The organism is Micavibrio sp. TMED2, from assembly GCA_002168225.1.
GTDB lineage: Bacteria > Pseudomonadota > Alphaproteobacteria > TMED2 > TMED2 > TMED2.
Genome location: NHBH01000001.1, coordinates 2,032,350 through 2,056,096, shown reverse-complemented (window position 1 = coordinate 2,056,096; position 23,747 = coordinate 2,032,350). Strand labels below are relative to the sequence as shown.

At 58.5% G+C, this 23,747-nt stretch carries 22 protein-coding genes and 1 pseudogene; 9 read left to right on the top strand and 14 right to left on the bottom strand.

Annotated features, from left to right (window positions below):
- Positions 1-36: 36 nt before the first annotated feature.
- Entirely contained in the window at positions 37-1,707 is a 1,671-nt protein-coding gene (locus tag CBB62_09785; protein OUT42527.1) for a hypothetical protein, read from the top strand.
- 10 nt (positions 1,708-1,717) lie between these two features.
- Here CBB62_09785 and CBB62_09780 read toward each other — a convergent pair whose 3' ends face one another.
- Complete coding sequence (locus tag CBB62_09780) at positions 1,718-2,650, bottom strand: L-lactate dehydrogenase (GenBank protein OUT42526.1); 933 nt, start codon at positions 2,648-2,650, stop codon at positions 1,718-1,720.
- A 157-nt stretch (positions 2,651-2,807) separates the two neighbouring features.
- Here CBB62_09780 and CBB62_09775 point away from each other — a divergent pair, with 157 nt between their 5' ends.
- The 3 genes from CBB62_09775 (at position 2,808) to CBB62_09765 (ending at position 6,642) form a co-directional block, all read left to right on the top strand.
- On the top strand, positions 2,808-3,398 hold the full coding sequence (locus CBB62_09775; protein ID OUT42525.1) for a hypothetical protein: 591 nt from the start codon (positions 2,808-2,810) through the stop codon (positions 3,396-3,398).
- A gap of 41 nt (positions 3,399-3,439) precedes the next feature.
- The gene (locus CBB62_09770; GenBank protein OUT42524.1) at positions 3,440-4,600 is read left to right on the top strand and encodes a hypothetical protein; all 1,161 of its coding nucleotides are present in this window, start codon (positions 3,440-3,442) and stop codon (positions 4,598-4,600) included.
- A gap of 113 nt (positions 4,601-4,713) precedes the next feature.
- On the top strand, positions 4,714-6,642 hold the full coding sequence (locus tag CBB62_09765; GenBank protein OUT42523.1) for an acyl CoA:acetate/3-ketoacid CoA transferase: 1,929 nt from the start codon (positions 4,714-4,716) through the stop codon (positions 6,640-6,642).
- Positions 6,643-6,712: 70 nt separating this feature from the next.
- Here the strand turns inward: CBB62_09765 and CBB62_09760 are convergent, their stop codons facing one another.
- Entirely contained in the window at positions 6,713-8,146 is a 1,434-nt protein-coding gene (locus CBB62_09760; protein OUT42522.1) for a hypothetical protein, read from the bottom strand.
- A gap of 284 nt (positions 8,147-8,430) precedes the next feature.
- Between CBB62_09760 and CBB62_09755 the strand changes: the two genes are divergently transcribed.
- Positions 8,431-8,847 carry a peptide-methionine (R)-S-oxide reductase gene (locus tag CBB62_09755; GenBank protein ID OUT42521.1) on the top strand — a complete coding sequence of 139 codons (417 nt, stop codon included), beginning with the start codon at positions 8,431-8,433 and terminating at the stop codon, positions 8,845-8,847.
- A gap of 20 nt (positions 8,848-8,867) precedes the next feature.
- Here CBB62_09755 and CBB62_09750 read toward each other — a convergent pair whose 3' ends face one another.
- The 6 genes from CBB62_09750 to CBB62_09725 all read right to left on the bottom strand — a co-directional run bounded on the left by CBB62_09750 (position 8,868) and on the right by CBB62_09725 (position 15,901).
- Complete coding sequence (locus CBB62_09750; GenBank protein ID OUT42520.1) at positions 8,868-9,815, bottom strand: hypothetical protein; 948 nt, start codon at positions 9,813-9,815, stop codon at positions 8,868-8,870.
- A complete protein-coding gene (locus CBB62_09745) occupies positions 9,812-10,852 on the bottom strand; it encodes a hypothetical protein (protein OUT42519.1) in 1,041 nt (346 codons plus the stop codon). Before CBB62_09745 ends, CBB62_09750 begins: the two co-directional genes overlap by 4 nt.
- A 21-nt stretch (positions 10,853-10,873) precedes the next feature.
- Positions 10,874-11,950 (bottom strand): hypothetical protein, encoded by a 1,077-nt coding sequence (locus tag CBB62_09740; GenBank protein ID OUT42518.1) that lies wholly within the window; start codon positions 11,948-11,950, stop codon positions 10,874-10,876.
- A gap of 74 nt (positions 11,951-12,024) precedes the next feature.
- A complete protein-coding gene (locus tag CBB62_09735; GenBank protein OUT42517.1) occupies positions 12,025-12,951 on the bottom strand; it encodes a hypothetical protein in 927 nt (308 codons plus the stop codon).
- Positions 12,914-13,612 carry a haloacid dehalogenase, type II gene (locus CBB62_09730; protein ID OUT42516.1) on the bottom strand — a complete coding sequence of 233 codons (699 nt, stop codon included), beginning with the start codon at positions 13,610-13,612 and terminating at the stop codon, positions 12,914-12,916. Before CBB62_09730 ends, CBB62_09735 begins: the two co-directional genes overlap by 38 nt.
- 6 nt (positions 13,613-13,618) lie before the next feature.
- Positions 13,619-15,901 (bottom strand): hypothetical protein, encoded by a 2,283-nt coding sequence (locus tag CBB62_09725; protein OUT42515.1) that lies wholly within the window; start codon positions 15,899-15,901, stop codon positions 13,619-13,621.
- Here CBB62_09725 and CBB62_09720 point away from each other — a divergent pair.
- The 4 genes and pseudogenes from CBB62_09720 (at position 15,885) to CBB62_09705 (ending at position 18,763) form a co-directional block, all read left to right on the top strand.
- Positions 15,885-17,267, top strand: a pseudogene (locus CBB62_09720) (hypothetical protein). The gene CBB62_09725 and the pseudogene CBB62_09720 overlap by 17 nt on opposite strands.
- A 124-nt stretch (positions 17,268-17,391) precedes the next feature.
- On the top strand, positions 17,392-17,781 hold the full coding sequence (locus CBB62_09715; protein ID OUT42514.1) for an NADH:ubiquinone oxidoreductase subunit NDUFA12: 390 nt from the start codon (positions 17,392-17,394) through the stop codon (positions 17,779-17,781).
- A 62-nt stretch (positions 17,782-17,843) separates the two neighbouring features.
- A complete protein-coding gene (locus CBB62_09710; GenBank protein ID OUT42513.1) occupies positions 17,844-18,287 on the top strand; it encodes an outer membrane lipid asymmetry maintenance protein MlaD in 444 nt (147 codons plus the stop codon).
- A gap of 77 nt (positions 18,288-18,364) precedes the next feature.
- Positions 18,365-18,763, top strand: coding sequence for a hypothetical protein (locus tag CBB62_09705; GenBank protein OUT42739.1), 399 nt, complete (start codon positions 18,365-18,367; stop codon positions 18,761-18,763).
- On the opposite strand, the gene CBB62_09700 is transcribed toward CBB62_09705, so the two are convergent.
- The 6 genes from CBB62_09700 to CBB62_09675 all read right to left on the bottom strand — a co-directional run bounded on the left by CBB62_09700 (position 18,700) and on the right by CBB62_09675 (position 23,434).
- Positions 18,700-19,350: a leucyl/phenylalanyl-tRNA--protein transferase gene (locus CBB62_09700; protein OUT42512.1), complete on the bottom strand. Its 651-nt coding sequence runs from the start codon at positions 19,348-19,350 to the stop codon at positions 18,700-18,702. The two genes, CBB62_09705 and CBB62_09700, sit on opposite strands and share 64 nt — an antisense overlap.
- A gap of 67 nt (positions 19,351-19,417) precedes the next feature.
- Positions 19,418-20,752, bottom strand: a complete 1,335-nt coding sequence (locus CBB62_09695; GenBank protein OUT42511.1) for an acetyl-CoA carboxylase biotin carboxylase subunit — start codon at positions 20,750-20,752, stop codon at positions 19,418-19,420.
- Positions 20,753-20,794: 42 nt separating this feature from the next.
- Positions 20,795-21,259 (bottom strand): acetyl-CoA carboxylase, biotin carboxyl carrier protein, encoded by a 465-nt coding sequence (locus CBB62_09690; protein OUT42510.1) that lies wholly within the window; start codon positions 21,257-21,259, stop codon positions 20,795-20,797.
- The gene (locus tag CBB62_09685; GenBank protein ID OUT42509.1) at positions 21,256-21,789 is read right to left on the bottom strand and encodes a type II 3-dehydroquinate dehydratase; all 534 of its coding nucleotides are present in this window, start codon (positions 21,787-21,789) and stop codon (positions 21,256-21,258) included. Before CBB62_09685 ends, CBB62_09690 begins: the two co-directional genes overlap by 4 nt.
- Positions 21,790-21,864: 75 nt before the next feature.
- On the bottom strand, positions 21,865-22,368 hold the full coding sequence (locus CBB62_09680) for a hypothetical protein (GenBank protein ID OUT42508.1): 504 nt from the start codon (positions 22,366-22,368) through the stop codon (positions 21,865-21,867).
- Positions 22,369-22,582: 214 nt separating this feature from the next.
- Positions 22,583-23,434, bottom strand: coding sequence for a hypothetical protein (locus tag CBB62_09675; GenBank protein OUT42507.1), 852 nt, complete (start codon positions 23,432-23,434; stop codon positions 22,583-22,585).
- Between the last annotated feature and the right edge of the window lie 313 nt (positions 23,435-23,747).

The following is a 23,747-nucleotide window of genomic DNA, read 5'->3' as shown; positions in this document are numbered from 1 at the left end:
GGATGCCACCAGAAATACATCTGAAGGATTTCGAGCATGAAACTCGACACCAGTGACAATCGTCCGGAAACCATCGGCATCGTCGGCTCCGGCTTTTCCGGCGTTTGTACAGCGCTCCACATGCTGCGCAATGCCGTTGAGAACCCGCCGGCCAAGCCGATCAAGATCACCATGTTCGAGAAGGCCGGGCAGCGATTTGCCGGCGGTATCGCTTATGGCATGGCTGGTAATGAGCACTTTACCAACATTCCGGCACGCATGCTCTCCCCCTATGCTGACAAGCCGGGTGATCTGGTTGATTGGCTAAAGGGGCGTGCTGAGAAGAACTGGCGCACCGATAGTGGCGATCGGATTGCTGAAGCGCTCCAGGGAAATTACTCCGAACACACTCTGGTGCCGCGCCGGTTGTATCAGGTGTATTTGCTCGACCGTCTGCGCACGGCGGTAAAAGAGGCGAGACAGGCCGATGTTGCGGATGTGAATGTTATCTACGGCGATGTGCGCCGCATCACCCCGACCCGTGATGGCCGGGCACAGGTTGCCGTCAAGCAGGAGGGCGATCTGTTTTCCAAACGGTACAGCTTTGACCACGCCATCAAGGCTACCGGCCACTTGCAGCCTCGTGAGGCACCTTTCCTAAGGAAAATGGACCAGCGTGCCCGCGCCAATCGGTGCGTTGAGGACCTTTGGGAAGGCAAAGAGAAGATCAATGACTTTATTCGCGATCCACGGGTCAAGACGCTCGGTGTTCTGGGTACAGGTCTGAGTGCCTTTGATGTTGTGCTCAGCGCCAAGAAACAGGGCTACTTCGACCGCCCGGATGCCAAGATGGTGCTGATGTCGCGCAATGGCCTGACCCATGCCCGTATGGACCGGACCGATATTCCGATGCCGAAGATCACCTTCAATGACCTGCCACCAACCCCGACTACGGTCGGTCAGGTGCCCGGCTATGTGCGGGAGGTTTTTGACAAGTACCGGGAGCAGGGTTTTGAGGACTGGACCATTGTTGCCTCAATGCGTCCGCTGGTGCCGCAACTGATCAAGGAAAGCGGTATTCCGACCCAGCAACTCGCGGACCTGTTGCAGAAAAACTCAAGCCTGGTCGGCACCATGTCTATCGGTGTCGGCGCACAGGTGCACAGCCAGGTTCAGGAACTGGTCGATCGCGGGCAGGTGGAGATTGTTCCGGCCAGCATTCACGGTGTGCATCAGAACGCTGATGGCAAGCTGGAGGTCAAACTGACCCGCCGCGGACAGGATGCTGCCGAGCAGATCAAAATTGATGGTCTGGTCGCGGCACTTGGACCGGCCAATGATTATGCCAAGGCCGATGGCAAACTGGCCCGCAACATGCGCCGCAATGGCGTATTGCTGCCTGATCCGGAAACTGGTGTTGGCATTGAGGTTGATGAACAGCGCCGGGTTGTCGACAGCAAGGGACGGACAATCTCCTCGATTTCCGCGATCGGTCCGATGACGGCCGGTGACGCCATGACCGAGGAGGGCAAGTTTGGCCCGGCCGGTCAGAATATCCCCGGTATCCGCGACCATGCCAAGATTCTGGCGGAAAGCCTTGTGCCCGGTCCGGCACCGGCAGTTGAGAATGTTGCCTCACCGCTCAATGACTGGCGCAACAAACGACGTACCGGAAAACCGGCCAACAATCAGGGGCCGGACATCTTCCGTCGCCTTGGCGGGCTCTGATAGCAGAAGATCAAGTCAGGGATGGCGGTAACGCATCCCTGATGATGGTCGCGCTCTTCTTGAGGGCAGCGGCTTCCGCCTGATCGAGCCGCAACGGGATGGTCTCCAAAATACCGTCACGGCCAATCACCCGGGGCAGGGATAGTGGAACATCAGTGATGCCTGCAATCTCCGGCGTGACCATTGAGACGCTCAGGATGGCATGTTCATCCTCGATGATCGCGCGGCAGATGCGGGCAACGCCGGCGCCGATGCCGTAATAGGTCGATCCCTTGCCCTCGATGATCTTGTACGCGGCACGCCGCACATCATTATCAATCCGGTCCCGGCTTGCCTTATCCAGCGGTTTGCCGATCTGGTCCGCATAATCGGCCACCGGCACGCTCCCGGCGATGGCGTTTGACCAGACCAGAACCTCGCTGTCGCCATGTTCACCCATGACATAGGCATGGACCGATTGCGGTGCCAGCTCCAGATGGTCACCGAGCAGGCTGCGGAACCGTGCGGTATCCAGAATGGTACCGGAGCCGATCACCCGCTCCGGGGCGAGGCCGGAGAGTTTTTGCGCCACATAGGTCATGATATCGACCGGGTTGGTGGCGATCAGCAGGATCGCATCTGTCGTGACTGCATTCAGCCGGGTGATAATGTCTTCAAAAACCGCGACATTGCGGTCGAGCAGTTGCAGGCGGGTTTCGCCAGGCTTCTGGTTTACCCCGGCGGTAAGGACAACAATGGCGGCACCTGCAAGATCTTCGTAACTGCCGTGACTGATCCTGATCGGTGATCCGAACGGTACGGCATGGGCAATGTCCTGTGCCTGTGCCGCTGCCAGCTTGCTGTTGTGATCAACCAAAACAAGGTGCGAGCCGATTCCGCGGATTGCCATTGCAAAGGCCGCAGCACTACCAACCATACCTGTTCCAATGATGCCTATCTTCATGGGGGATTACTCACTTATGTAAAATGGTGCCCTGATACTGCGCAGCAGTTCGTTGTCAGCGAAAATGGCCGTTCTTGCTTGGCCTTGATGGACGACTGTGATTGTCTTTGCATCAGAAACTAATGCCTTGGGCCGCATATGGTAAGGATGCCGTGACATGTCCGATATATCTGTTGAAGCGCCGGTTGTCGAAACCGCACCGGTAATGCGCCATCCTCGCAGCCTGCGTCTGATCCATTGGGGCACGGCGATTGTCATGGCATGGATGCTGGCGAGCGGCATCGGCTTCTGGCTGCTCGGTTTCAACGGATTGAAGGACATGCTCGGCGGCGATGTGACCGGGATGATCTACAAATATCACAAGACCTTTGGCGTTATTGTGCTCGCACTGGTGCTGCTCCGCGTGGTGGTGAAGTTCACCCGGCCGCGGCCTGTGCCGCTCGATGACCTGCCGAAGGCCCAGCACCTGATTGGCATGGCCGTGCATGTCGCGCTTTACGCCCTGCTGTTCGCGGTGCCGATCATCGGCTGGCTGGCGACAGCGGCGGGCGGTTATCCGGTGCAGTTTTTCGAGACCAACCTGCCGGGCCTGATCGGCAGGGACAAGGAGCTGTCGGGATTGCTGTTCACCTTGCACTTGTGCGGTGGGCTGGCTTTTGTATTGTTGATTGGCATGCATATCGGGGCTGCACTGTTCCACCGCTTTATCAAACGTGATGGGGTATTCGGGCGTATCAGCCTGCCGTAGCCACAGCGCCTGTCTGACCGTTATTCAAGCAGAGGAAGCTTATGCTGTTACGCAACAAACAGAAGCTGCAATTTTCCATTCTGGTTTTTTGTAACGGCCGCTGGACGACCCATACCAACCTGACCGACAAGGATCTGGCGATCAAACGCGCGCGTGAGATGGCCAAGACGGATCGCTCCGCCGAGGCGATCCGCGTTATGCAGTACCAGAACAATATCCGCGGCGGACGGATCGAAACCGAACTGCTCCATATCGACCGGCCCGAGGCACATCAGAGCCAGGCCTATCAGGTCGGCTTTGTCGAGGCGGTTGATGTCTGCAACTCAATCGATGATTTCTTCAAGCTGGATGCCCGCCGGGCGACCGAGGCGCTGCTGCGGCCCTATCTCGGTGCGCAATCCCTGACAGCAACCGAGTTTCTGCATATCTCCGGTTATCAGCGCGAGATTGATCGTTATGGCACCCTGATCGAGTCCGGCATCTATCGGGTTGCCCGCCTGCAGGGACCGAAACTGGGTATGGAGATCAAGGAGCGTCAGGAAGCACTCTTTGAGTATGCCGAGACGATCCAGAAGAATGCCCGAACCTTTGCCAAATCCCGTGACAAGCTGCCCAAGCTTGAGGAACAGGATTTCGTCAAAGTCCAGTGGGCGCTCGACGGCAAGGTGGAGCCGGATCAGATTGATTTCTACCTGACTGCTATTGTCTGCCAGCATCTGACGACCTATCGCGCGATGATGGACAAGCTGGAAGAGGTGGTGCTCAAACTGGCCGCGACCAATGATAAGGGCATGGCCATCCTCGACCGTATCTTTGCCGATGCCATCTTCTCGCCTGGTGTTCTGCGCGATCTGGTCGGGCCACAGGTATCGCTGCTGGCACAGGTCGAGCTGACAATCGAGATCATGACCGGTCAGTATCGTGGCAAGACGCCGTTTGGCGGGCAGTGTCTGGCGCTGGTCAGCGAATTGATGAGCCACGGCAAATGTCCCGAGACCGCCGCTGCCTTCCGCTATCACCTGATCCGCTCGCTGGCCAGTGACACCCCGTTTGACCGTCGGGAGAACGAGCCGCGCCTTGAACTCGGCAAACTCGAACAGATTGCCCTGCAGCTCAAGACCATGGCGATCCTGCAACCGGACATGCCGGCAATCCACGAAGCAATCGAGCGCCGTCGCCGCCGTTTGCACAACGATATGTAGGCTAATTTTATTTCCCGATAGCGGGAAATGCTCGACCCTTTCACCTCGCTCAGGTTACACAACCGGTAATAAGTATCCGCGTAAAGGATACATAATATCAGGGAGTGACGGTCATGGGCGATAAGGTGGTATCCCCTTCCGAAGCGGCTGCGCTGGTGCGTAGCGGCGATACAATCTGCACATCCGGCTTTGTTGGCATCGGCGTGCCGGAAGAGCTGTTGCAGGCGCTGGAACAGCGTTTTCTCGACACCAAGGAACCGCGCGACCTGACGTTGATCTTTGCCGCCGGGCAGGGTGATGGCAAGGATCGCGGCCTCAACCGCCTCGGCCATGACGGTTTGCTCAAGCGGGTGATCGGTGGTCATTGGGGGCTGATCCCGAAGATCGGTGAACTGGCACTCGAAGACCGGATCGAGGGCTATAACCTGCCGCAGGGCGTTATCTCCCATATGTTTCGCGACATTGCCGCCGGACGTCCGGGTGTGATCACCCGTGTCGGTCTTGGCACCTTTGTCGATCCACGGCTTGAGGGCGGCAAGATCAATGATGTCTCCACCGATGATCTGGTTCAACTGATCACCCTGAACGGTGAGGAGCAGTTGTTCTATCCGTGCCAGCCGATACAGGTGGCGCTGTTGCGCGGCACCACGGCGGATGAGGCAGGCAACCTGACCCTCGAACGGGAAGCGCTGGTGCTCGACAATCTCGCCATGGCCATGGCGGCACGCAATTCAGGCGGTGTGGTGATCGCGCAGGTCGAGCGTGTGGTTGCCCGTGGATCGCTCAACCCGCGTGATGTAATCGTCCCGGCAGCGCTGGTTGATGCAGTGGTAATCGCCAATCCGGAAAACCACGCCCAGACCTTTGCCACCGACTACTCCCCCTACTTCTCCGGTGAGGCGCGGGCACCGGCCAGCGGCCAGCAGCCGATGCCGCTGTCTGATCGCAAGGTGATCGCCCGGCGCTGTGCACTTGAGCTGCCGGTCAACGGCGTGGTCAATCTCGGTATCGGCATGCCGGAAGGCGTTGCCGCTGTAGCGGCGGAAGAGCGCTTGATCGAGCATGTCACCCTGACTGCCGAGCCGGGCATCATCGGTGGCAGCCCGGCCAGTGGCCTTGATTTCGGCGCGGCGACCAATACCGATGCGGTGATCCCGCAAAGCTCACAATTCGACTTCTATGATGGCGGTGGTCTCGATATGGCCTGCCTCGGTATGGCGCAGGTGGACAAGGCGGGCAACGTCAATGTCAGCCGCTTCGGCGGTCGTCTCGCCGGGGCCGGTGGCTTTATCAATATCTCGCAAAATGCCCGCAAGGTGGTCTTTGCCGGAACATTCCGTGCCGGTGGTCTCGACATCAATATCGGTGACGGTCGCCTCGATATCCTGAAAGAGGGCCGCTCACCGAAATTCATCGATCAGGTGGAGCAGGTGACCTTCAGCGGTGAGCAGGCAGTGCGCCTCGGCACGCCGGTAATCTATGTCACCGAGCGGGCGGTATTCGAGCTGACGGATCAGGGGTTGGCGCTGATCGAGGTTGCGCCCGGCATTGATGTGGAGCGCGATGTGGTCAACCAGATGGGTTTCAAGCCACTGATTGGCGAGGTACGGGAAATGGACCCTGCTATCTTTGATATTGCCTCGATCAATCTTGCCCAACGCCTGATGGAGCTGACCCTCGACGACCGTATTGCCGTTGATACCGATGCCCGGCGGCTGTTCCTGAATTTTCAGGGCATGCGGGTGCGCAACATGGCCGATGTTAAGGCGATTGGTGATGAGGTCACCCGAAAATGCTCACCACTCGATTACCGGGTGGATGTGATCGTCAATTATTCGGGTTTCCAGCTCGACAGCGATATTGCCGATGCCTATGGCGCGATGGTCAAGGAGATGGAGGACCGCTTCTATACCAAGGTCAGCCGTTACACGACTTCCGCGTTCATGAAGTTGAAGCTGGGGCAGACCCTGCGCCGTGATGTGGCCCCGCACATCTTCGAGACCAGTGATGAGGCGCAGGCTTTTCTGAGCCAGAAGCACTAGTTCTGAAACGCAACTGGCGCACCCGGTAAACCGAGCGCGCCAGTCTGTTTATTATCCGTAATGTGTCAGATCAGCCCATACCGAACTTCTTGCGCGGCGCATGCTGTCCATCCCGGTTTGCCGGTTTCAGTTGACGCTTGATCAGGCTGCTGATGTCTATGTCGTCCTGTGCTGCATCCGGACGAATGCCTGCGAGACTGTACATGCGATCGGCGCGCATGGCTGGTGGTGATGGTGGCGGCAACATGCCCTTGATCTCATCATAGCCGGGCATCTTGCTGACTTTGCCATAACCGGAAACGGTCGGCGCATTGCGACGCCAGTCAGCGGCAACCCGCTTGATGTCTTCAACTGTCACGGCATCAAGCTTGGCTTTCAGTTCATCCATTGGCACGACACGACCTTCGCGCAGCACGTCCTTGCCAACGCTTTCGCGGCGATCTTCCATGGCTTCCTGGGCACCGGCGAGGCTGGTCATCAGGCGTTTGCGCACCTTGTCGAGTTCGGCCTGGGTGGCATCTTCCGACAGGCGGGTGATTTCACGGGTCATGACCGGGACCATCTCGGCGAGCTGAGTTTCCTTGGTGCCGCCATAGGTATAGATCATGCCACTTTCGTCATTGCCGGTATAGGACGCCGACGTGGTGTAGACGAGGCCGCGTTTCTCACGCACTTCCTCGAACAGGCGCGATGACATGCCGCCACCGAGGATCTGTGCTGCCAGAATATGGGCATAGTAATCCGGGTGGTTACGACCGACGCTCTTCATGCCGATGGCGAAATGGGCCTGCTCGATCGGGCCTTCGGTTTTCTCGTAACCGCCGACATATTCCGGCACCTTGGCTGGCGCGGGCTTGCCTTGTGGCAGTTCGTCGAAATGTTTCTTCGCCAGCGCTACAACCTCGTCATGATCCACATTGCCGGAAACGGCGAGGACCATGTTCTCGGCGGTGTAGTTTTCCTTCACATAATCGAAGAAGGCCTGACGGGGCAGGGCGTCGATATTGGCTTCCGGGCCGAGCACAGTGCGGCCATATGGCTGGTCGGGATAGGCCTGACGCAGCAGCTGGTCGAACATCTGGCGTGTCGGGTTATCGCGGCTGCGGGCAATCTCCTGTTTGACCACTTCACGCTCGCTGTCGAGTTCGTTCTGCGGGAACTGGCTGCGCTGGACCATATCGGCCAGAACCTCGATCGACTTGCCGAGAGATTCCTTGAGACCGGTCAGGTGATAGGTGGTGATTTCCTTTGATGTATAGGCATTGACGCCGAGGCCGTCGGCTTCCAGCTCCTCGATCATGCCACGAGCGGTGCGGGTCTTGGTGCCCTTGAACATCAGGTGTTCGAGGAAGTGGGAAATGCCGTTATTCTCCGGCACCTCGTTTTTGGCACCCACACCGACATAAACGCCGGCGGACATGGTTTCCACATGGGGCACGCTGTCAGTGACAATCGTGAATCCGTTTTCGAGCACGGTAATTCTGGTGGTATCGGCTTTGGCCATGAAGGCTCTCCCCTGAGTTTAAGCAGGACCAATCCGCGCGTTATGGCGGTCTGGTCTGATGGTGATGGCAGCACACGGGGGAGAGTTCGCGGACTGCTGAATTGTGACTGGCCCGAGGGGAGAGTATCGGACGGTCGGTAATTTTGTATTGCTGGCCTGAACCAGCGCTGGCCGAATGTTACGTATTTGTGACGAAAGTTGAAAACAAGCTTCGTCATGAAACCTTGTAAGCTGGCCCAATGCCGCCTAAATCAAGGCTCAGCACCGTAACAGCGAGATGAAAAATGTCAGAAACGATCGAGAAGATTCGCAAATCCGATGAGGAATGGCAGGCGCAACTGACGCCGGAACAGTATCTGGTGACCCGCAAGCATGGCACCGAGCGTCCATTCTCCGGTGAGTACTGCATGGCCAAGCTGCCCGGTACCTATGCCTGTGTCTGTTGCGGGCTGGCGCTGTTCGACAGCAATACCAAATATGACAGCGGCACTGGCTGGCCGAGTTTCAACCAGCCGATAACGCCGGAACGGGTGACCGAGGTGCAGGATAACTCACATGGCATGACCCGTACCGAGGTGCTGTGCAGCCGCTGCGATGCGCATCTGGGGCATGTGTTTAATGACGGCCCACCACCGACCGGCAAGCGCTACTGCATGAATTCGGTATCGCTCGACCATATCCCGCCGGGCGAAGAGGCCTGATAGCCAGCTGTGACGGGTGGCTAGCGGCAGATCGGCGCGCCGATCACTTCCTGATCGGCGCTGGTTATCATCCCGCGCTTGAAATAGGTAACCCCGGATGCCCGGTCGGGATTGATACCGCCGAGGTCAAGTTGGGTCACGTCCTGACCGGCGAGTGTCTCCAGCGCCTGCCACAGGATCGCGTGCTGGGCATTATATTTGCGCCCAACCTTGCCGCTCCAGCCGATCAGATAGGTGGCGGCCATGCCGTGACGTATGAACAGGGCCCCCGCAACCGGTTTGCCGAGATATGTGGCCCGGATCAGACAGAAGTCGCCTGTTGGAACGGTCAGTTCCGCCAGCTTGAACAGCAGCGGCCCTGAAGGGCCGATATAATGCTGTTTGCGCATGGCGCTGATATGATGTGCCGCCAGCCAGTTCAGGTTGTTCGCATCCGCATCTACAGTAATCTCCAGCTTGCTGCGCTCGGCCTTGGACAGTGCAGAGCGCCAGTTCTGCCGCATGGCCTGTCGCCGTTGTGCCAGTGGAACGGTAAGGTCGAGCCAGATGGTCCGATAGCCCGCTTCCAGCCGACGAAAGCCATTATCCAGAATCAGGGTGGCTTCGGGGCTGGTCTCGGCCACCTCCGGATAAAACCGGCGGCGGTCGAACCAGCGGGGTTTGGTCAGGGCCGCGAGTTCACGGACAACGCTGCTGAATTGCTCAGGTGATGGTTGTGCGATGAAGAACGGGCCGCGCTCGATATGGATGGTTTTGGACAGGCCGCTGTGTTTCTCCTGAACCAGACAGCCACCGATTGCCGCGCCGTCCTGTTCAACGCGGTAGTAGGTCGGTAACCAGCCACGAGCGCTGGCCAGGGCCTCGGCATAAGCCCATGACTGGGTCAGGGGTAGGCGATGGATGCTGGCGGTCAGTGCCTGCCAGTCCTGTTTCGCCGGTTCTGTCAGGGCAACCAGATCGATGCTCATAATGTGCCTGCCTGATCGCTTTCGGTCGTGTCTGTCTCGGCTGCGGCAATATCCTCGACATTGCCGGTTTTATAACCAACGGAGCGCCAAAGCATGATCCCGCCCGGCAGGGAGGACAGCAGCAGGGCAAGGCCGAATGCAATGGAGATAATCAGTGCCTCGGTTTCCGCAACCCCGACCGCACCGAGCAGCAGCACGATAACCCCGTCACGCAAGCCCCAGCCCGCTAGTGAAATCGGAATGACGGTGATCAGCACCGCCAGTGACATGATGGCGAGATAGGGGCCAATCCCCACATCGACCCCGATTGCCTTACCCAGAAACCAGACTGCAACCGCATTGGCGCTATTGCTGGCAATGCCGGAGGTGCCAAGGATCACCAACAGGCGTCTGGAGCGGATCACGCGGCGCATCACCGCCAGCACACTGCCGACAATCCAGGCATTGAGTAGCCGTCCGATAATTCCCGGCAGGCGGCGGAAGCTGGCAAGTTCGGCCAGTGCTGCAATCAGCAGGGCACCGGCGATGCCGCCACCAATCACGATGATGAACAGCCAGATAACCGTCGTCTCGGTCAGGGCAAGGGCGAGGGGGATCATGCCGAGACTGGCGATGATCAACAGACAGACAATGCCGCTGTAGCGCTCGACCAGCACTGTGGACACTGCATCCTGCCAGGCAAGGCCGAGCCGTTTGGCCATCAGGATGCGATAGCCGTCACCGCCGATGGAGGAGGGCAGGCACTGATTGAAGAAGGTGCCGATAAACGCCTGCCGCATCGCCCATTTGCGCGATGCCTCATGGCCGAGGGCCTCAAGCAGTGCATGCCAGCGATAGCCGATGGCGAGGCTCTGGATCACCAGCACCAGACTGGCGGCGATCAGGGCGGGAACAAGCTGCGGCGTCAGCACACCGATCATGCGTTCGATATCAACCTGTTGCAGCAGCAGTGTCAGCAGGCCGAGCGACACGATGACCTTGAAGGCCGTCACCAGCCAGCCGGGCAGGCGGGGTAGGGTAATCCGGGGTAGTGGCAATGTTGAAAACCGCGGGGTTGGTTAGCGCTTGAGCAGCCCGGCAGCGGGGCATTTACCGTATTTGGAGGCCGGGCCCATCATCTCCAGCGCCTTGCCAAAGGTGATCGGATCGGCATTGCCGCCGGAACAGACCACAACCACGACCTTGCCCTTGATATCAAGGCGACCGCTCAGGATTGCCGCCAGTGCTGAGGCACCGCCCGGCTCAACCGTGATCTTGAAGAAGTGGAAGGCGGCAGCCATGGCGTGCAGCACTTCCTCATCGCTGACGGTAAGGCTGCCGGTCGCCAGACGCTGCAGGACCGACCATGTCAGCTCGCCCGGCGTCGCGGTCATGATGGCATCACAGATCGATCCGACCAGCTTCTCGTTCTCCTGTCGCGTGCCGGTCTCGATCGAGCGTTTCAGATCGTCAAATTCATGGGGTTCCGAGCCATAGATTTTGGTGTCCGGGCTGGTCGCTGCCATGGCCGTGGCAATACCGGCCAGCAGGCCACCGCCACCGCATGGGGCAATCAGGGCGTCTGCTTCAAGATTCAGGGCATTGAGCTGGCTGGTGACCTCAAGCCCGATCGTGCCTTGGCCCGCCATAACGTGCCAGTCATCATAGGGCTTGATCAGCACCGGGTTGCGCTCATCGATAATCCGCTGGGCAACTTCCTCGCGCTTCTCGCCATTGGGGCGGTCATAGGTGAGAACTTCCGCGCCCCAGGCAGCGGTGTTGCGCAGCTTCAGCGGCGGTACATCAACCGGCATCAGAATGGTGGCCGGTACGCCGAGCATTTTGGCAGCAGCGGCAATGCCCTGTGCATGGTTGCCGGAGGAATAGGCGATAACACCGCGTGGCCGATCCGCCGGGCTGAGCTGGGAAATGGCATTGAATGCGCCGCGAAACTTGAATGCGCCGGTCTTCTGCAGGTTTTCAGCTTTGACAAACAGGCGACCGCCCAGCATCTCGTCGAGCAACGGCACGTTCAGCAGCGGTGTATATTCCGCGATACCTTCGAGGCGATGTGCTGCCGCCCGGATGGCGGCGATCGACAGGCCAGCGGTTGCCTTGAACGGGACGGTTTCGACAGTCTCTGGGTTTGTCAGCATATACGTATTCCAGTCACTTCCCTGACCGGCCCTGTATGCGGCCGTTTATCGGGACCTGTTACGGCGGGGGATGGTCAGTAACCATCTACCTGATCAAGGAAGGTGACAATAGCCGATCTGGCAATCGGCTCCCGAAGTGTCGGCGTATGGGCGCGGTTTTCGACCGTCACTGCCGTCATTTCGGGCATGATTTCCACCATCCGGGCAAAAGTCTCCGGCGCAAGCGCATCGGAATTGGCCCCCCGGAACGCCAGCACGGGCCGCGGCTTCAGTGCCCTGAATAAGGCCCATAAATCAAAGCCGTGCTCATCCTGACCGAGGGTATCGGCAATCGCCGGATCCCAATCGATATGCAGTTGATTATCGGGTCCGGCACGGAAACTTCCTTCTGCGAGACTACGCCAATCCCGCTCTTCCTCAAAGCCGAGTTGGGGGAAAGTGGTTATCAGTTCACGCATGGCTGTGTCCCAGTCCGGGCTCGGATGATCCCGGCTGATATAGTCGATAATCCGGTCGAGCGCCTCGGCACCGAAATCCGGGCCGACATCATTGAGCACGGCTGCCTTCAGCAGGGTCGGGCTGATCACGGCAAGACCCATGGTCAGAAAGCCGCCAAGCGATGTGCCGATAAACACACAGTCATGGAGGTTGAGGGCTGCGGCCATGGCGAGAATGTCGCCCAGCATGTTGCGTGGCTCATACCGTGCCGATTTATCAGCCCGGTCCGACAGACCCCGCCCGATATAATCCGGGCAGATGACGCGATGATGGGCGCTCAATTCTGTCGCCAGATCATGATAGTCGCGGGAATTACGGGTGAGCCCGGTCAGGCAGACAACGGTGGACCGCTTTGATAGTGGATCTCCATAGTCACGCAGATACAGTCGCAGCCCGTCTGCCATGGTGATGTGGCGTTCAACAAAACCGTTCTGATCGGAATGGGCCAGCAAACTCATCAGGAACTCAGATACTTTCCAGACCGAGCAGGGCCGGCAGGTCATCCATCGAGCGGATGATCGCGTCGGGTTTGCCGGGCAGGCGCTCTATCGGCAGTTTGTTGCGGTTGATCCAGGCAACCTTGAAGCCGAAGCTGGCTGCACCGGCAGCATCCCAGCCATTTGAGGACAGGAAGCATATTGCCGCCGGGGAAACATTGAAGCGGTCACAGGCGAGTTGATAAACCCGGTAGTCGGGCTTAAAGACACCGGCATCCTCGACCGACAGGACGGCATCAAGCAGATCGGTCAGGCCCGCACCCCTGACGCCGCTCGCCAGCATGTCCGGCGAGCCATTGGAAAGGATCGCGGTCTTGAGGCCAGCCTGTTTCAGCTTGGCCAGAATCGGTTTTACATCGGGATAGGCATCAAGGGCGCGGTAGCCCTCAATCAGCTTTTCCTTCAGTGCCGGATTTTTGATACCCAACTGCTCGAAGGAATAGTCCAGCGCATCGCGCGTAACGTCCCAGAACGAGGTGTAGTGCCCGGTGAGTGAGCGCAGCCAGCTGTATTGCAGCTGTTTGGTCCGCCACAGCTCACCGAGTTTCGGGGCGAGGTCTTCACCCAGCTCCGCGCTCAGGCGATCGGTTGCCGAGACAAGATCGAAGATGGTGCCATAGGCGTCAAAAACGCAGGCCTTGGTCTGTGAGAAGTCGGGTGTCGTCATAATCGTTCAACGCAACAGGTCATGATCGATTGTGATCGGTGCCGTACCATCTGCCATTCGTGCCCGGTAGACCTGTGTTGCCTCAAGAATGCGCTGTACGTAATTGCGGGTCTCGCGGTAGGGGATGCGCTCAATCCAGTCGATCACATCAATCGCCCCTTCGCGGGGATCGCCATATTGCGCAATCCATTCGGATACCCGGGTCGGTCCGGCATTATAGGCGGCTAGCGCCAAGACATAGGAACCGTCGAACCGCTCCAGCAAGCCGGAGAGATACATGGTGCCGAGCAGGACATTGTAATCCGGGCGGGACAGCAGCCATGCCGTGCTGTGCTGACGTCCGGCCTTGCGTGCCACCTGTTGCGCGGTCGATGGCATCAGCTGCATCAGGCCGAGGGCACCGACACGGCTCTGGGCTAGCGGGTTGAAGCCGCTCTCCTGCCGGATCAGCGCGTGGATCAGTGCGGTTTCAACCGCTGGTTCGGTGCTGAATTCGAGGCGAGGGTAACCGAGTTCGGCCAACTGAAAGCCATTCTGTGCCGCGGCCTTGGCGGTAGCGATGGCCTCACTCGGACGTTTCATGGCCATAGCCAACTCGCCGATCATGCGATAATCGGCCTCGCTGGTTGCGGTCCGGCGCAGCATGGCCATGAACATAGGCACCTGCCGGTTGCCGCGTTCGCCAAGCTGGTTCAGGGCGCCGACCAGACGGGTATATTCATTCTGGCTGAAGGCAACGCGCTGGGCCCGCTCAAGCGGCTGTTCCTGTTGCAGGTCCAGATTGGCCGGAACCTTCTTGCCGGTCAGATATTGCAGGCGGTTGGCGGCAAGCTGGCCGTAATAGGTGGTCGGGTTTTCCGCTGCCAGCCCGTACCAGTTGAAGGAATCCGTGCCTTTCTGCAGTGCCTCGGCGGCACGACCGGCCCAATAGGCACCACGGGCCTTGCTGATCGGGGTCTCAACACCGGCATAGAGCTTTTCGAAATGGGTGAGGGCAAGGGCAGGGCGATTGAGGGCGCGCAGTGCGATCCAACCTGACAGCCATTCCAGATTGGCAAACTCGATGCCGCTCTCAAAAGCATGTTCGGAGGCGATCTTGTAGGCAACGCCGGGTACGCCGCCATCGAGCATTCGCCGGGCCATGATTTCCCGCTCGGCCCACCAGACCGATTGCAGGGTATCGCGGCCATCGGCGGCAAGGATCAGATCAGCAGCACCGTCATTGAATGACTTCTTGCGTCGCCAGCGGGCCCGTTCAAACAACAGGCCCGGATCATTCTGCAGCCGGGCCGGTACGCGGCTGATCGCGGCATCGACACCGGGTTGTTGCAGGGCGAGCTGGATACGTGCCGTGGCCAGCACCCGCAGATCATCGCCAGCATAGCGCAACATGCCCTCGGCGGCATCATAATGGCCGTCCCAGATCAGCCGGTCGAGCCGGGTCTCGTGATCTGCACGGGTCAGGTATTTCTTGTAATCACCGACATATTTGCGTTGTGCCGAGAGCGGCACGGGACCATCGATCCAGCGCTGACGCACGGCGGTTTTGGCCTCTGCCGTCAGGTTCTGGCGCTCCAGTGCCGCAACATAGCGCCGGGTGCCGTCGAGGGTCTGTGGCGGTGCGGCCCTGAACCAGTCGATTACCGCACGATCCGACATGCTAGCGGGCATGAACTTTTCCGCCTGCCGTTCGAGCGTGCGCTGGCCGGGCCAGTCCGGGTTATCCTTGATGAACTGGCCGATCTCGCTGAACAGATTGTCGCCTCTGGTGCTTTCGCTGAGGCGCAGCCAGTTGATCAGCTTGCGCGGAGCCGGTTCCTCGGCCTGTTGCGCCAAGCGGTAGGCCTCGTCCCATTCCTTGCGCTCGATGGCCTCGAACGCAGCCTCGTAAACGCGCTTGTCGTCGGCTGACAGTGTCGGCAGCAGATCGGTCAGGGTATCCGCAGGTGCCTCAACGGCCGATATGCGGGTGGCGGTCGGTTTGGCCGCAGGCAATGGCGGGCCGTCATAAGAGGCGATACCGGGTTTTGTTTCCGGGATCGGGGTGGCGGCACTGGTGGTAATCGGCTTCTTCGCCGGGACCGGCGGTATCTCTGCCAGTGCAATCGCGGGGATGAAGGCCATGATGCTGGCGGCAGCACCGACAAACCAGTGTTTGGAAATTGTCTTATCTGACGACTTGCGGCCCAGCGCTACGCGGCCTAATGTGCGGCCAGATTTGCCGGACAGCACCTGTTCGGTTCGAACTTGTGCAATAGAAGGCAGCACATTCATGTTTACTGGTTCCATTCCCGCTCTGATTACGCCGTTCACTGATGATAATGAGGTTGATGCCGATGGGTTCCAATCTTTCGTCGACTGGCAGATCAAGCAGGGGTCCAACGGCGTCGTGCCCTGTGGCACCACCGGTGAATCACCGACGCTCAGCCATGAGGAGCATGAGCGGGTTGTCGAGTTGTGTGTCGAAGCCACTGCGGGCCGCGTGCCGGTCATTGCCGGTGCTGGGTCAAATTCCACGACTGAAGCCATTCGCTTTGCAAAACATGCGGAGAGCGTCGGGGCCGATGCTCTACTCGTGGTGACACCATACTACAACAAGCCAACACAGGCTGGTCTTTTTGCACATTTCAAGGCAATCCATGACGCCTGTGGTCTGCCGATCATCATTTATAATATTCCCGGTCGTTCGGTGGTCGATATGACCATTGACACCATGGGCCGACTTGCCGAATTGCCACGCATTACCGGTGTGAAGGATGCGACCAACGATCTCGCCCGGCCATTGAATACACGGGTCAAGATCGACCGTTTCTTCAACCAGCTCTCCGGTGAGGATGCCACCGCAACGGCCTTCCTCGCGCAGGGTGGGCATGGCTGTATCTCCGTCACCGCCAATGTTGCGCCACGCGCTTGCGCCGACATGCACAGCGCATGGGCCGAGGGCAATATCGCGACCATGGCGGAAATCCGCGACCGGCTGGCCCCGCTGCATGAAGCGCTGTTTGTCGAAACCAGCCCCGGTCCGGTCAAATATGCCGCCAGCCTGCTGGGCAAAAGCAATGCGTTCTGCCGTTTGCCATTGGTCGAAGTGACCGACGAGACCAAACAAAAGGTTGAAAACGCCATGCGCGCGGCACAGTTGATCAACTAGGCACGCAAAGCACATCAACGATACAGACCCATGTCATCCGCACCATCCAATCGCCGTGTCGTGGCGCAAAACCGTCGCGCACGCTTTGATTACTTTATCGACGAGACCCTCGAGGCCGGTTTGATGCTGACGGGGACCGAGGTGAAGTCGCTGCGCTATGGCAAGGCATCGCTGAATGAGTGCTATGCCACGGTCGAGGATGGTGAGCTGTATCTGATCAACAGCTATATCTCCGAATATTCCCATGCCCATAAAAAGCTGAATCACGAGCCGACCCGGCGGCGCAAGCTGCTGGTCAGCCGCAAGCAGCTCAATAATCTGATCGGTCAGACCCGACAGAAGGGCGTGACGCTGGTGCCGATCTCGCTGTATTTCAACCCGCGCGGCATTGCCAAGGTCGAGTTGGGACTCGCCCGCGGCAAGAAGCAGCATGACAAGCGGGAGACCAAGAAAGAACGGGACTGGAACCGCGAAAAAGCCCGGATTATCCGCGACAAGGGATAATATGGCGTTTTGCCCTATGGTCAGGCTGGACCAGCACCGTATAAAAGTGCCATATTCCGCGCCATTGCTACGGGCTGTTGTACGCTATCCGGTGCCAGTCCGCTGATAACTCAGGAAGTTTTCGATGAAAATTCTATCGCTTGCCGGTGTGTTGTCTTCTGCCAGCATGTTGCTCATGACCTGGAGAGGTGGCCAGAAAGTTGGTCAGGACCAGTTCGGCAATGTCTATTACCGTTCCCGCAAGCCCGGCCCGGCCGGGTATGAGCGACGCTGGGTCATGTACAAGGATGCGCCGGAGGCAAGCTCGGTTCCACCCGGCTGGCACGCCTGGCTGCACCGTCAGGTCGATGCGGTGCCGGATGAATCCATCGCGCCGTTCCATAAGGGCTGGCAGCAGGAATATCAGCCCAATCTGACCATGTCTGATCTTTCCTATCGTCCGCCGGGCCACGCCCTCAAGGGTGGCAAGCGTGACAAGGCAACCGGTGATTATGAGGCATGGTCGCCGGAATAAGCCTCGACCAAGACCGGGTTTGGCCCTTTTTGTGCCTGTTTTGAATGGAATAGATATCCCCGATGCGTAACCAAGCTTTTGAAACCATCATTGGTCTGGCGGTACTGATTGTTGGCCTCGGCTTTTTGTATTTTGCTGTTGGCCGCACCGATATTGCCGGTGTCGAGGGATATACCGTGACGGCAGAATTTGCCCGGATTGACGGGATCAGCCCTGGCAGCGATGTGCGCATCAGCGGCGTCAAGGTCGGTACGATCAACACGCTGACCCTCGATCCCGACAGCTATCTGGCGGTATTGAGCCTGACGATCCGCGATGATGTCTCCCTGCCGACCGATACGCTAGCCAAGATCGAGAGCGAGGGGCTGCTCGGTGGCCAGTATCTGGCACTGGAGCCGGGTGCTGACGAAGCTTTCCTCGCCGATGGTGACAAGCTCACCTATACCCAGTCATCGCCGAGCCTGTCCGAACTGCTGGGGCAGGCCGTATTCTCCAGCGATAAATAGTTGATTGTAACGTGCGCTCACATTTCTTCCCGCGCTGTGCTGCGCTTGCTGTTGCTGCAATTTTCCTCCTGATCACCATGCTGCCGGTGTCCCGGGCGCAGATGTCTGAGCCGACACCGATCGCGCCGGATCAGCAACAGACTTTCGTTGCTCAAGAACAGGCGGTTCTGCGTACCCTCGACAAGGTCACGGCCCGTACCGGCACCATGACGGTGGATATTGACCAGACCGTTTCTTTCGGCACGCTGATGATCACGGTGCGCACCTGTCGCAAGACACCACCTGAGGAAGAACCAGAATCCGCCGCCTTTATCGAGATCATGGATGCGCCACCCGAGCGTGAGGCGCGTGAGGTGTTCAGCGGCTGGATGTTTGCCTCAAGCCCGGCGCTCTCGGCGCTCGAACACCCGATCTATGATGTGTGGCTGGGTGATTGCAAGATGGCGTCGAGTGCCTCTTCGGTCGTCGGCGACTGAAAATCCGTATCTTGCGACAGGGCGGTTTCCAGCAGCGCCTTGTACTGTGACCTCGGAATTTCGATTGCGCCGAACTGGCTAAGATGTTCTGTGACGAACTGGGTGTCCAGCAGCTTGTAACCGGCGGCAATCAGGCGACCGACCAGGTGGATCAGGGCGATCTTGCTGGCATCGGTGCGGGTCTGGAACATGCTCTCACCGAAGAAGGCGCCACCGATCGAGACGCCATAGAGCCCGCCCACCAGCTCCGCATCTTCCCAGACCTCGACACTGTGGGCATAGCCGGTGTCGAACAACTCCCGATAGGCATCGCGGATCGCATCATTGATCCATGTCTTCGGGCGTTGCGGGGTGGGTTTGGCGCAGCCCATGAGCACCTGCCCGAATGCCTCATCAATGCTGACGCGGAACGGCGTGCGGCGAACCGTGCGGCGCAGGCGGCGAGGGACATAGAAGGTATCGAGCGGCATAATCCCGCGGATTTCCGGATCGAGCCAGAACAGTTCCTCACTGCCAGCACTCTCCGCCATCGGAAAAATCCCGATGGTGTAAGCCCGTAACAGGAGTTCTGGAGTGAGTTCGATCATGCCTGAGTGTTATCCGAAACCCGTCTGTAGTCTCAAGCGGTCAATATGCTGGCTGACAGTATGATCGTTATACGAGGTTCTTTTCCAGCCAGCGAATATCATAGGCACCATCGATGAAATCCGGCTGATCAGCGAGCCAGCGGTGCAGTGGAATGGTTGTCTCGACGCCGCCGATGAAGAACTCATCAAGTGCGCGGCGCATCCGCATCATGCATTCATTGCGGTTGGTGCCATGGACGATCAGCTTGGCAATCAGGCTGTCATAATAGGGCGGGATCACATAGCCGTCATAGAGGGAGCTGTCGACACGGACGCCGAGGCCGCCGGGCGGGTGGAAACCATCGATCTTGCCGGGTGAGGGCAGGAAGGTTTTCGGGTTTTCCGCATTGATCCGGCATTCGATTGAATGGCCGTTGAAGGTGACATCCTTCTGGGTATAGCCCAGCTTGGCACCGGCGGCGATGCGGATCTGCTCACGCACCAGATCGAGGCCGGTGACCATTTCGCTGATGGTGTGCTCAACCTGCAGGCGGGTATTCATCTCGATGAAGAAGAATTCACCATTCTCGAACAGATATTCGATGGTGCCGACGCCGCGGTAACCCATCTTGGCAACCGCTTCACTGGTCACACGACCGATGAATTCACGCTGTTCGGCATTGAGGGCCGGTGAGGGGGTTTCCTCGATCAGCTTCTGGTGGCGGCGCTGGATCGAGCAGTCGCGCTCACCGAAGTGAACGGCATTACCCTGGCCGTCGCCAAGTACCTGCACCTCGATATGGCGCGGGGAGCCGAGATAGCGTTCCAGATAACAGGCGCCGTTGCCGAAGGCCATCTTGGCCTCCTTGCTGGCGAGATTGTAGGCTTCCTTCACATCGGCAGAGGTATTGGCCACCTGCATCCCACGACCACCGCCACCGGCTGCAGCCTTGATCAGGACCGGATAGCCGATTTCGTCGGCGACTTCCTGCGCTTCATCGGCATCTGCGACAAGACCGTCAGAGCCGGGGACAACCGGCACGCCGAGCGATTGAATGGTCGCCTTGGCGGTTGCCTTGTCACCCATGGTGCGAATGTGCTCGGGCGTCGGGCCGATAAAGGTCATGCCATGGGCCTCGACCATACTGGCGAAGTCGGCATTCTCGGACAGGAAGCCGATGCCGGGATGGATGGCATCGGCACCGGTAACAATGGCAGCAGAGATCAGGGCCGCGGCATTGAGATAGCTGTCGCTTGGCGCCGGTGGACCAATGCAGACGCTTTCATCGGCCAGTCTCACATGCATGGCATCGGTGTCGGCGGTTGAGTGCACGGCGACGGTGGCAATGCCCATTTCCTTACAGGCCCGGATGACTCGCAAGGCAATGTCACCCCGGTTGGCGATCAGGATTTTATCGAACATTCGCGTCTCGATGATCTCGTTTCAGGGATGGCTGCGGTTTGATCACTCGATCACGATCAATGGCTCGCCGAACTCTACAGGCTGACCATCGGTGATCAGAACCTGAGTCACGGTGCCGGTTTTGTGCGCGCGGATCGGGTTCATGACCTTCATTGCTTCAATGATCATGACGGTTTTGTCCGGGGTGACCTGATCACCGACCTTGATGAATGGTGCTGCACCCGGTTCGGGGGACAGATAGCCCGTGCCGACCATTGGTGAGTTCAGCAGATCGGCATCGGCATAACCGCTGCCAGAACTGCTTGCAGTGGCGCTATCGGCGGTTGCGGCGGGAGCAGGGGCAACGGCGGCTGGCATGGCTGCCGGTACCATTGCGGCTGCGGCTGCCTGTTTGGCGACGCGCAGGGAGCGCTCCCCATCGGCCATTTCGATTTCGGTCAGGCCGGTTTCGGCCATCACATCGGCGAGTTGGCGTAACAGAGCCTCGTCTAGCTCAAAACCCTTCATGAGTTGTTTTCTCCGTCTAACAGCTGCGCGATGGCGGTGAGCGCCAGTGTGTATCCCTGGGCACCGAGGCCGCAGATCATGCCTTTGGCGGCAGGGGCGACATAGGATTGGTGCCGGAATGCTTCGCGTTGATATGGATTGCTGAGATGAACTTCAATGATCGGCTGTGATAGCAGCTTGAGTGCATCGAGAATAGCCACTGAAGTATGGGTGTAGGCAGCGGCGTTGATAATCAGACCTGCATGGGTATCGCGGGCCTGCTGGATCGCCGTGACCATATCGCCTTCGTTATTGGACTGCTCGAAGACAATATCCAGACCCAACGCCTCACCATGGGCAAGGCAGAGCGTGCGGATATCATCAAGCGTGTCAGCGCCATAGATTTCCGGCTCACGGAGGCCAAGCATATTGAGGTTTGGACCGTTCAGTATCAGAACGGAGGGTCGGGTAGCCACAAGCGGTATCTTGTTCTTTTTAGCGAAAAGCCCGCCAAACGAATTTGGCGAGCAATGGTTTTGCCAAGCTTGCATACACGAGGCAAGCACCTTAACGCAAATGGCATGGCATCATCCCGGCAATTTATCCGGGATGATGCTGTGAGTGGTTTATTTCAGCAGGTTTTCTGCCAGTTTATCGAGGCCATCAAGGCTGTCATTCAACTGGTCGGTTTTGTCTGAACCGAGGCCATCACGCAGGGCATTGTCGAAATTTTCGGCAAGTGGCTTGCACTGATTCACGGCGTCCTTGCCCTTGTCAGTCAGGTTCAGAACCGTGCGGCGACGGTCATTGCTGTCCCGCAGGCGGGTCAACAGGCCATGGCGCAGCGCGCGTGAAACCGCGCGGCTGACCTGTACCTTATCCATACCGGCGAGGGCCGCAACTTCGTTTGCCGATAGATCTTCATTGTCTTCAAGCACCGTAATCAGGCGCCATTCGGCAATACCGATGCCGAGTTCCTGGGTAAGCTTGCGTGTGAAGGCCAGCTGCACACGCTGCGCAACACGCATCAGGCGCAAGGGCAGAAACTGGTCCGCAAGGCTTGCCTGATTACTGACGGCATCATCCTGATGATCGGATGCGTCGTTTCCGTAGGCTGCTATATCGAGCATAAAGCAATTTGTTCCTCAAACATTCTGTTTGATGTGACGGCCACAACCGGGTCATTCCAAATGCGCCGTACTCACATCACCCACATAAGGGTTTACGCATACGTAAACTCTGGGAAATTACTTAGTACAAACCGCAACGATTTTCGAGACCCTGAGTACATTCGTATACGTTTTAACGTTCTTGTAACGCCTGCAACGATTGGGTGAAAAACGTTTAACCTCTAGGGTTTAACGCATCTAGCTCAGTTTGGTTCCCAGCTTTTCTTTTTGCATCACCAATGACGCTTTGGAGCACATCCGGCTGCATTGAGGTGGGGTAAATCTGGTCGCCGATGACGAATCCCGGCGTGCCGGTAATACCGAGCTGGGCAGCCAGTTGCCGATTTTTGAGGAATTGCTCATCAATCGCCGGGTCTTTCATGTCAAGCCGGAGGCGGGCCACATCCAATCCGAGATTCTGGGCGATGCTGAAAATCCGGGTTTCGGTCAGACGACCGCGATTGGCCATCAGCGCCTGATGGAAATCCATATATTGTCCCTGTTTCTCGGCTGCGAGGGCTGCTCTTGCTGCCACAACCGAAACCTGTCCGAGGATGGGGAACTCCTTGAATTTGGCCCGTACATCGCCGTCGGCGGTCAGGGTGTCGCCGAGGTTCTTGCTCATGCTCTTGCAGTAACCGCACTGGTAATCGAAGAAGTGCACCATCTGGACCGGTCCATCGGGATTGCCGACCAGCGGGTCCATATCATCATTGAACAGCTCATCGGCCCGGTCGGTCAGTGCCTTGCGCGCCTGTTCAGCCGCTTCCCGCTCACGGCGTTCCTGCAGGACTGACATGCTTTGCTCGATGATTTCCGGATTATTGAGCAGATACTCCCGGACAATCCACTCGACCTGTTCGCGGCTGAGACGTGGCAGTTCGTCATCCGGGCTTGGGTTTTGGGCCAAAGCGACCGGGGCGATGGCGAATTGCGCCATCAGCAACATCCCGAACAGGAATCCCGGAACGGATTTTCTATTCATCACTGTCTGCTTCAAGTTCATCGATTTGATTCTCCAGATCATTCAGCCGAATCCTGTTCGGACCATCATCAACGGGGAGTGCTTCTTTTGCACGTTCTAAATTGGCCCGGGCCACCTTGAGGTCGCGTTTCAGTACGGCTTCCTCGGCAAGGTGGAGCCGGGCGGGCCCCTCCAGACCGAGGCCGCCATAGGCGCGGGCCAGAAGCCGGTGGCTGAACGGGCTGTTCGGTTCCTGCCGGACGGCCAGTTGCAGCCGGTCGCGAGCCAGTTCCAGCGACGGCTTGTCATCCTTGGCAATCAGTGCCTGGGCATAGGAGGTCTGCAGCAGGGCGGCATCGGGCAATATGTCGGCAGC

What these genes read in the sequence shown, in the direction of transcription:
- CBB62_09740 (OUT42518.1), bottom strand. Translation starts at nt 11,950, where the DNA reads ATGCTGACAAACCCAGAGACTGTCGAAACCGTCCCGTTCAAGGCAACC.
- CBB62_09710 (OUT42513.1), top strand. Translation starts at nt 17,844, where the DNA reads ATGCGTAACCAAGCTTTTGAAACCATCATTGGTCTGGCGGTACTGATT.
- CBB62_09760 (OUT42522.1), bottom strand. Translation starts at nt 8,146, where the DNA reads ATGGCCAAAGCCGATACCACCAGAATTACCGTGCTCGAAAACGGATTC.
- CBB62_09685 (OUT42509.1), bottom strand. Translation starts at nt 21,789, where the DNA reads ATGCAAGCTTGGCAAAACCATTGCTCGCCAAATTCGTTTGGCGGGCTT.
- CBB62_09675 (OUT42507.1), bottom strand. Translation starts at nt 23,434, where the DNA reads ATGATCTGGAGAATCAAATCGATGAACTTGAAGCAGACAGTGATGAAT.
- CBB62_09755 (OUT42521.1), top strand. Translation starts at nt 8,431, where the DNA reads ATGTCAGAAACGATCGAGAAGATTCGCAAATCCGATGAGGAATGGCAG.
- CBB62_09750 (OUT42520.1), bottom strand. Translation starts at nt 9,815, where the DNA reads ATGAGCATCGATCTGGTTGCCCTGACAGAACCGGCGAAACAGGACTGG.
- CBB62_09715 (OUT42514.1), top strand. Translation starts at nt 17,392, where the DNA reads ATGAAAATTCTATCGCTTGCCGGTGTGTTGTCTTCTGCCAGCATGTTG.
- CBB62_09770 (OUT42524.1), top strand. Translation starts at nt 3,440, where the DNA reads ATGCTGTTACGCAACAAACAGAAGCTGCAATTTTCCATTCTGGTTTTT.
- CBB62_09780 (OUT42526.1), bottom strand. Translation starts at nt 2,650, where the DNA reads ATGAAGATAGGCATCATTGGAACAGGTATGGTTGGTAGTGCTGCGGCC.
- CBB62_09680 (OUT42508.1), bottom strand. Translation starts at nt 22,368, where the DNA reads ATGCTCGATATAGCAGCCTACGGAAACGACGCATCCGATCATCAGGAT.
- CBB62_09785 (OUT42527.1), top strand. Translation starts at nt 37, where the DNA reads ATGAAACTCGACACCAGTGACAATCGTCCGGAAACCATCGGCATCGTC.
- CBB62_09695 (OUT42511.1), bottom strand. Translation starts at nt 20,752, where the DNA reads ATGTTCGATAAAATCCTGATCGCCAACCGGGGTGACATTGCCTTGCGA.
- CBB62_09705 (OUT42739.1), top strand. Translation starts at nt 18,365, where the DNA reads ATGCTGCCGGTGTCCCGGGCGCAGATGTCTGAGCCGACACCGATCGCG.
- CBB62_09700 (OUT42512.1), bottom strand. Translation starts at nt 19,350, where the DNA reads ATGATCGAACTCACTCCAGAACTCCTGTTACGGGCTTACACCATCGGG.
- CBB62_09735 (OUT42517.1), bottom strand. Translation starts at nt 12,951, where the DNA reads ATGACCTGCCGGCCCTGCTCGGTCTGGAAAGTATCTGAGTTCCTGATG.
- CBB62_09765 (OUT42523.1), top strand. Translation starts at nt 4,714, where the DNA reads ATGGGCGATAAGGTGGTATCCCCTTCCGAAGCGGCTGCGCTGGTGCGT.
- CBB62_09690 (OUT42510.1), bottom strand. Translation starts at nt 21,259, where the DNA reads ATGAAGGGTTTTGAGCTAGACGAGGCTCTGTTACGCCAACTCGCCGAT.
- CBB62_09775 (OUT42525.1), top strand. Translation starts at nt 2,808, where the DNA reads ATGTCCGATATATCTGTTGAAGCGCCGGTTGTCGAAACCGCACCGGTA.
- CBB62_09725 (OUT42515.1), bottom strand. Translation starts at nt 15,901, where the DNA reads ATGGAACCAGTAAACATGAATGTGCTGCCTTCTATTGCACAAGTTCGA.
- CBB62_09730 (OUT42516.1), bottom strand. Translation starts at nt 13,612, where the DNA reads ATGACGACACCCGACTTCTCACAGACCAAGGCCTGCGTTTTTGACGCC.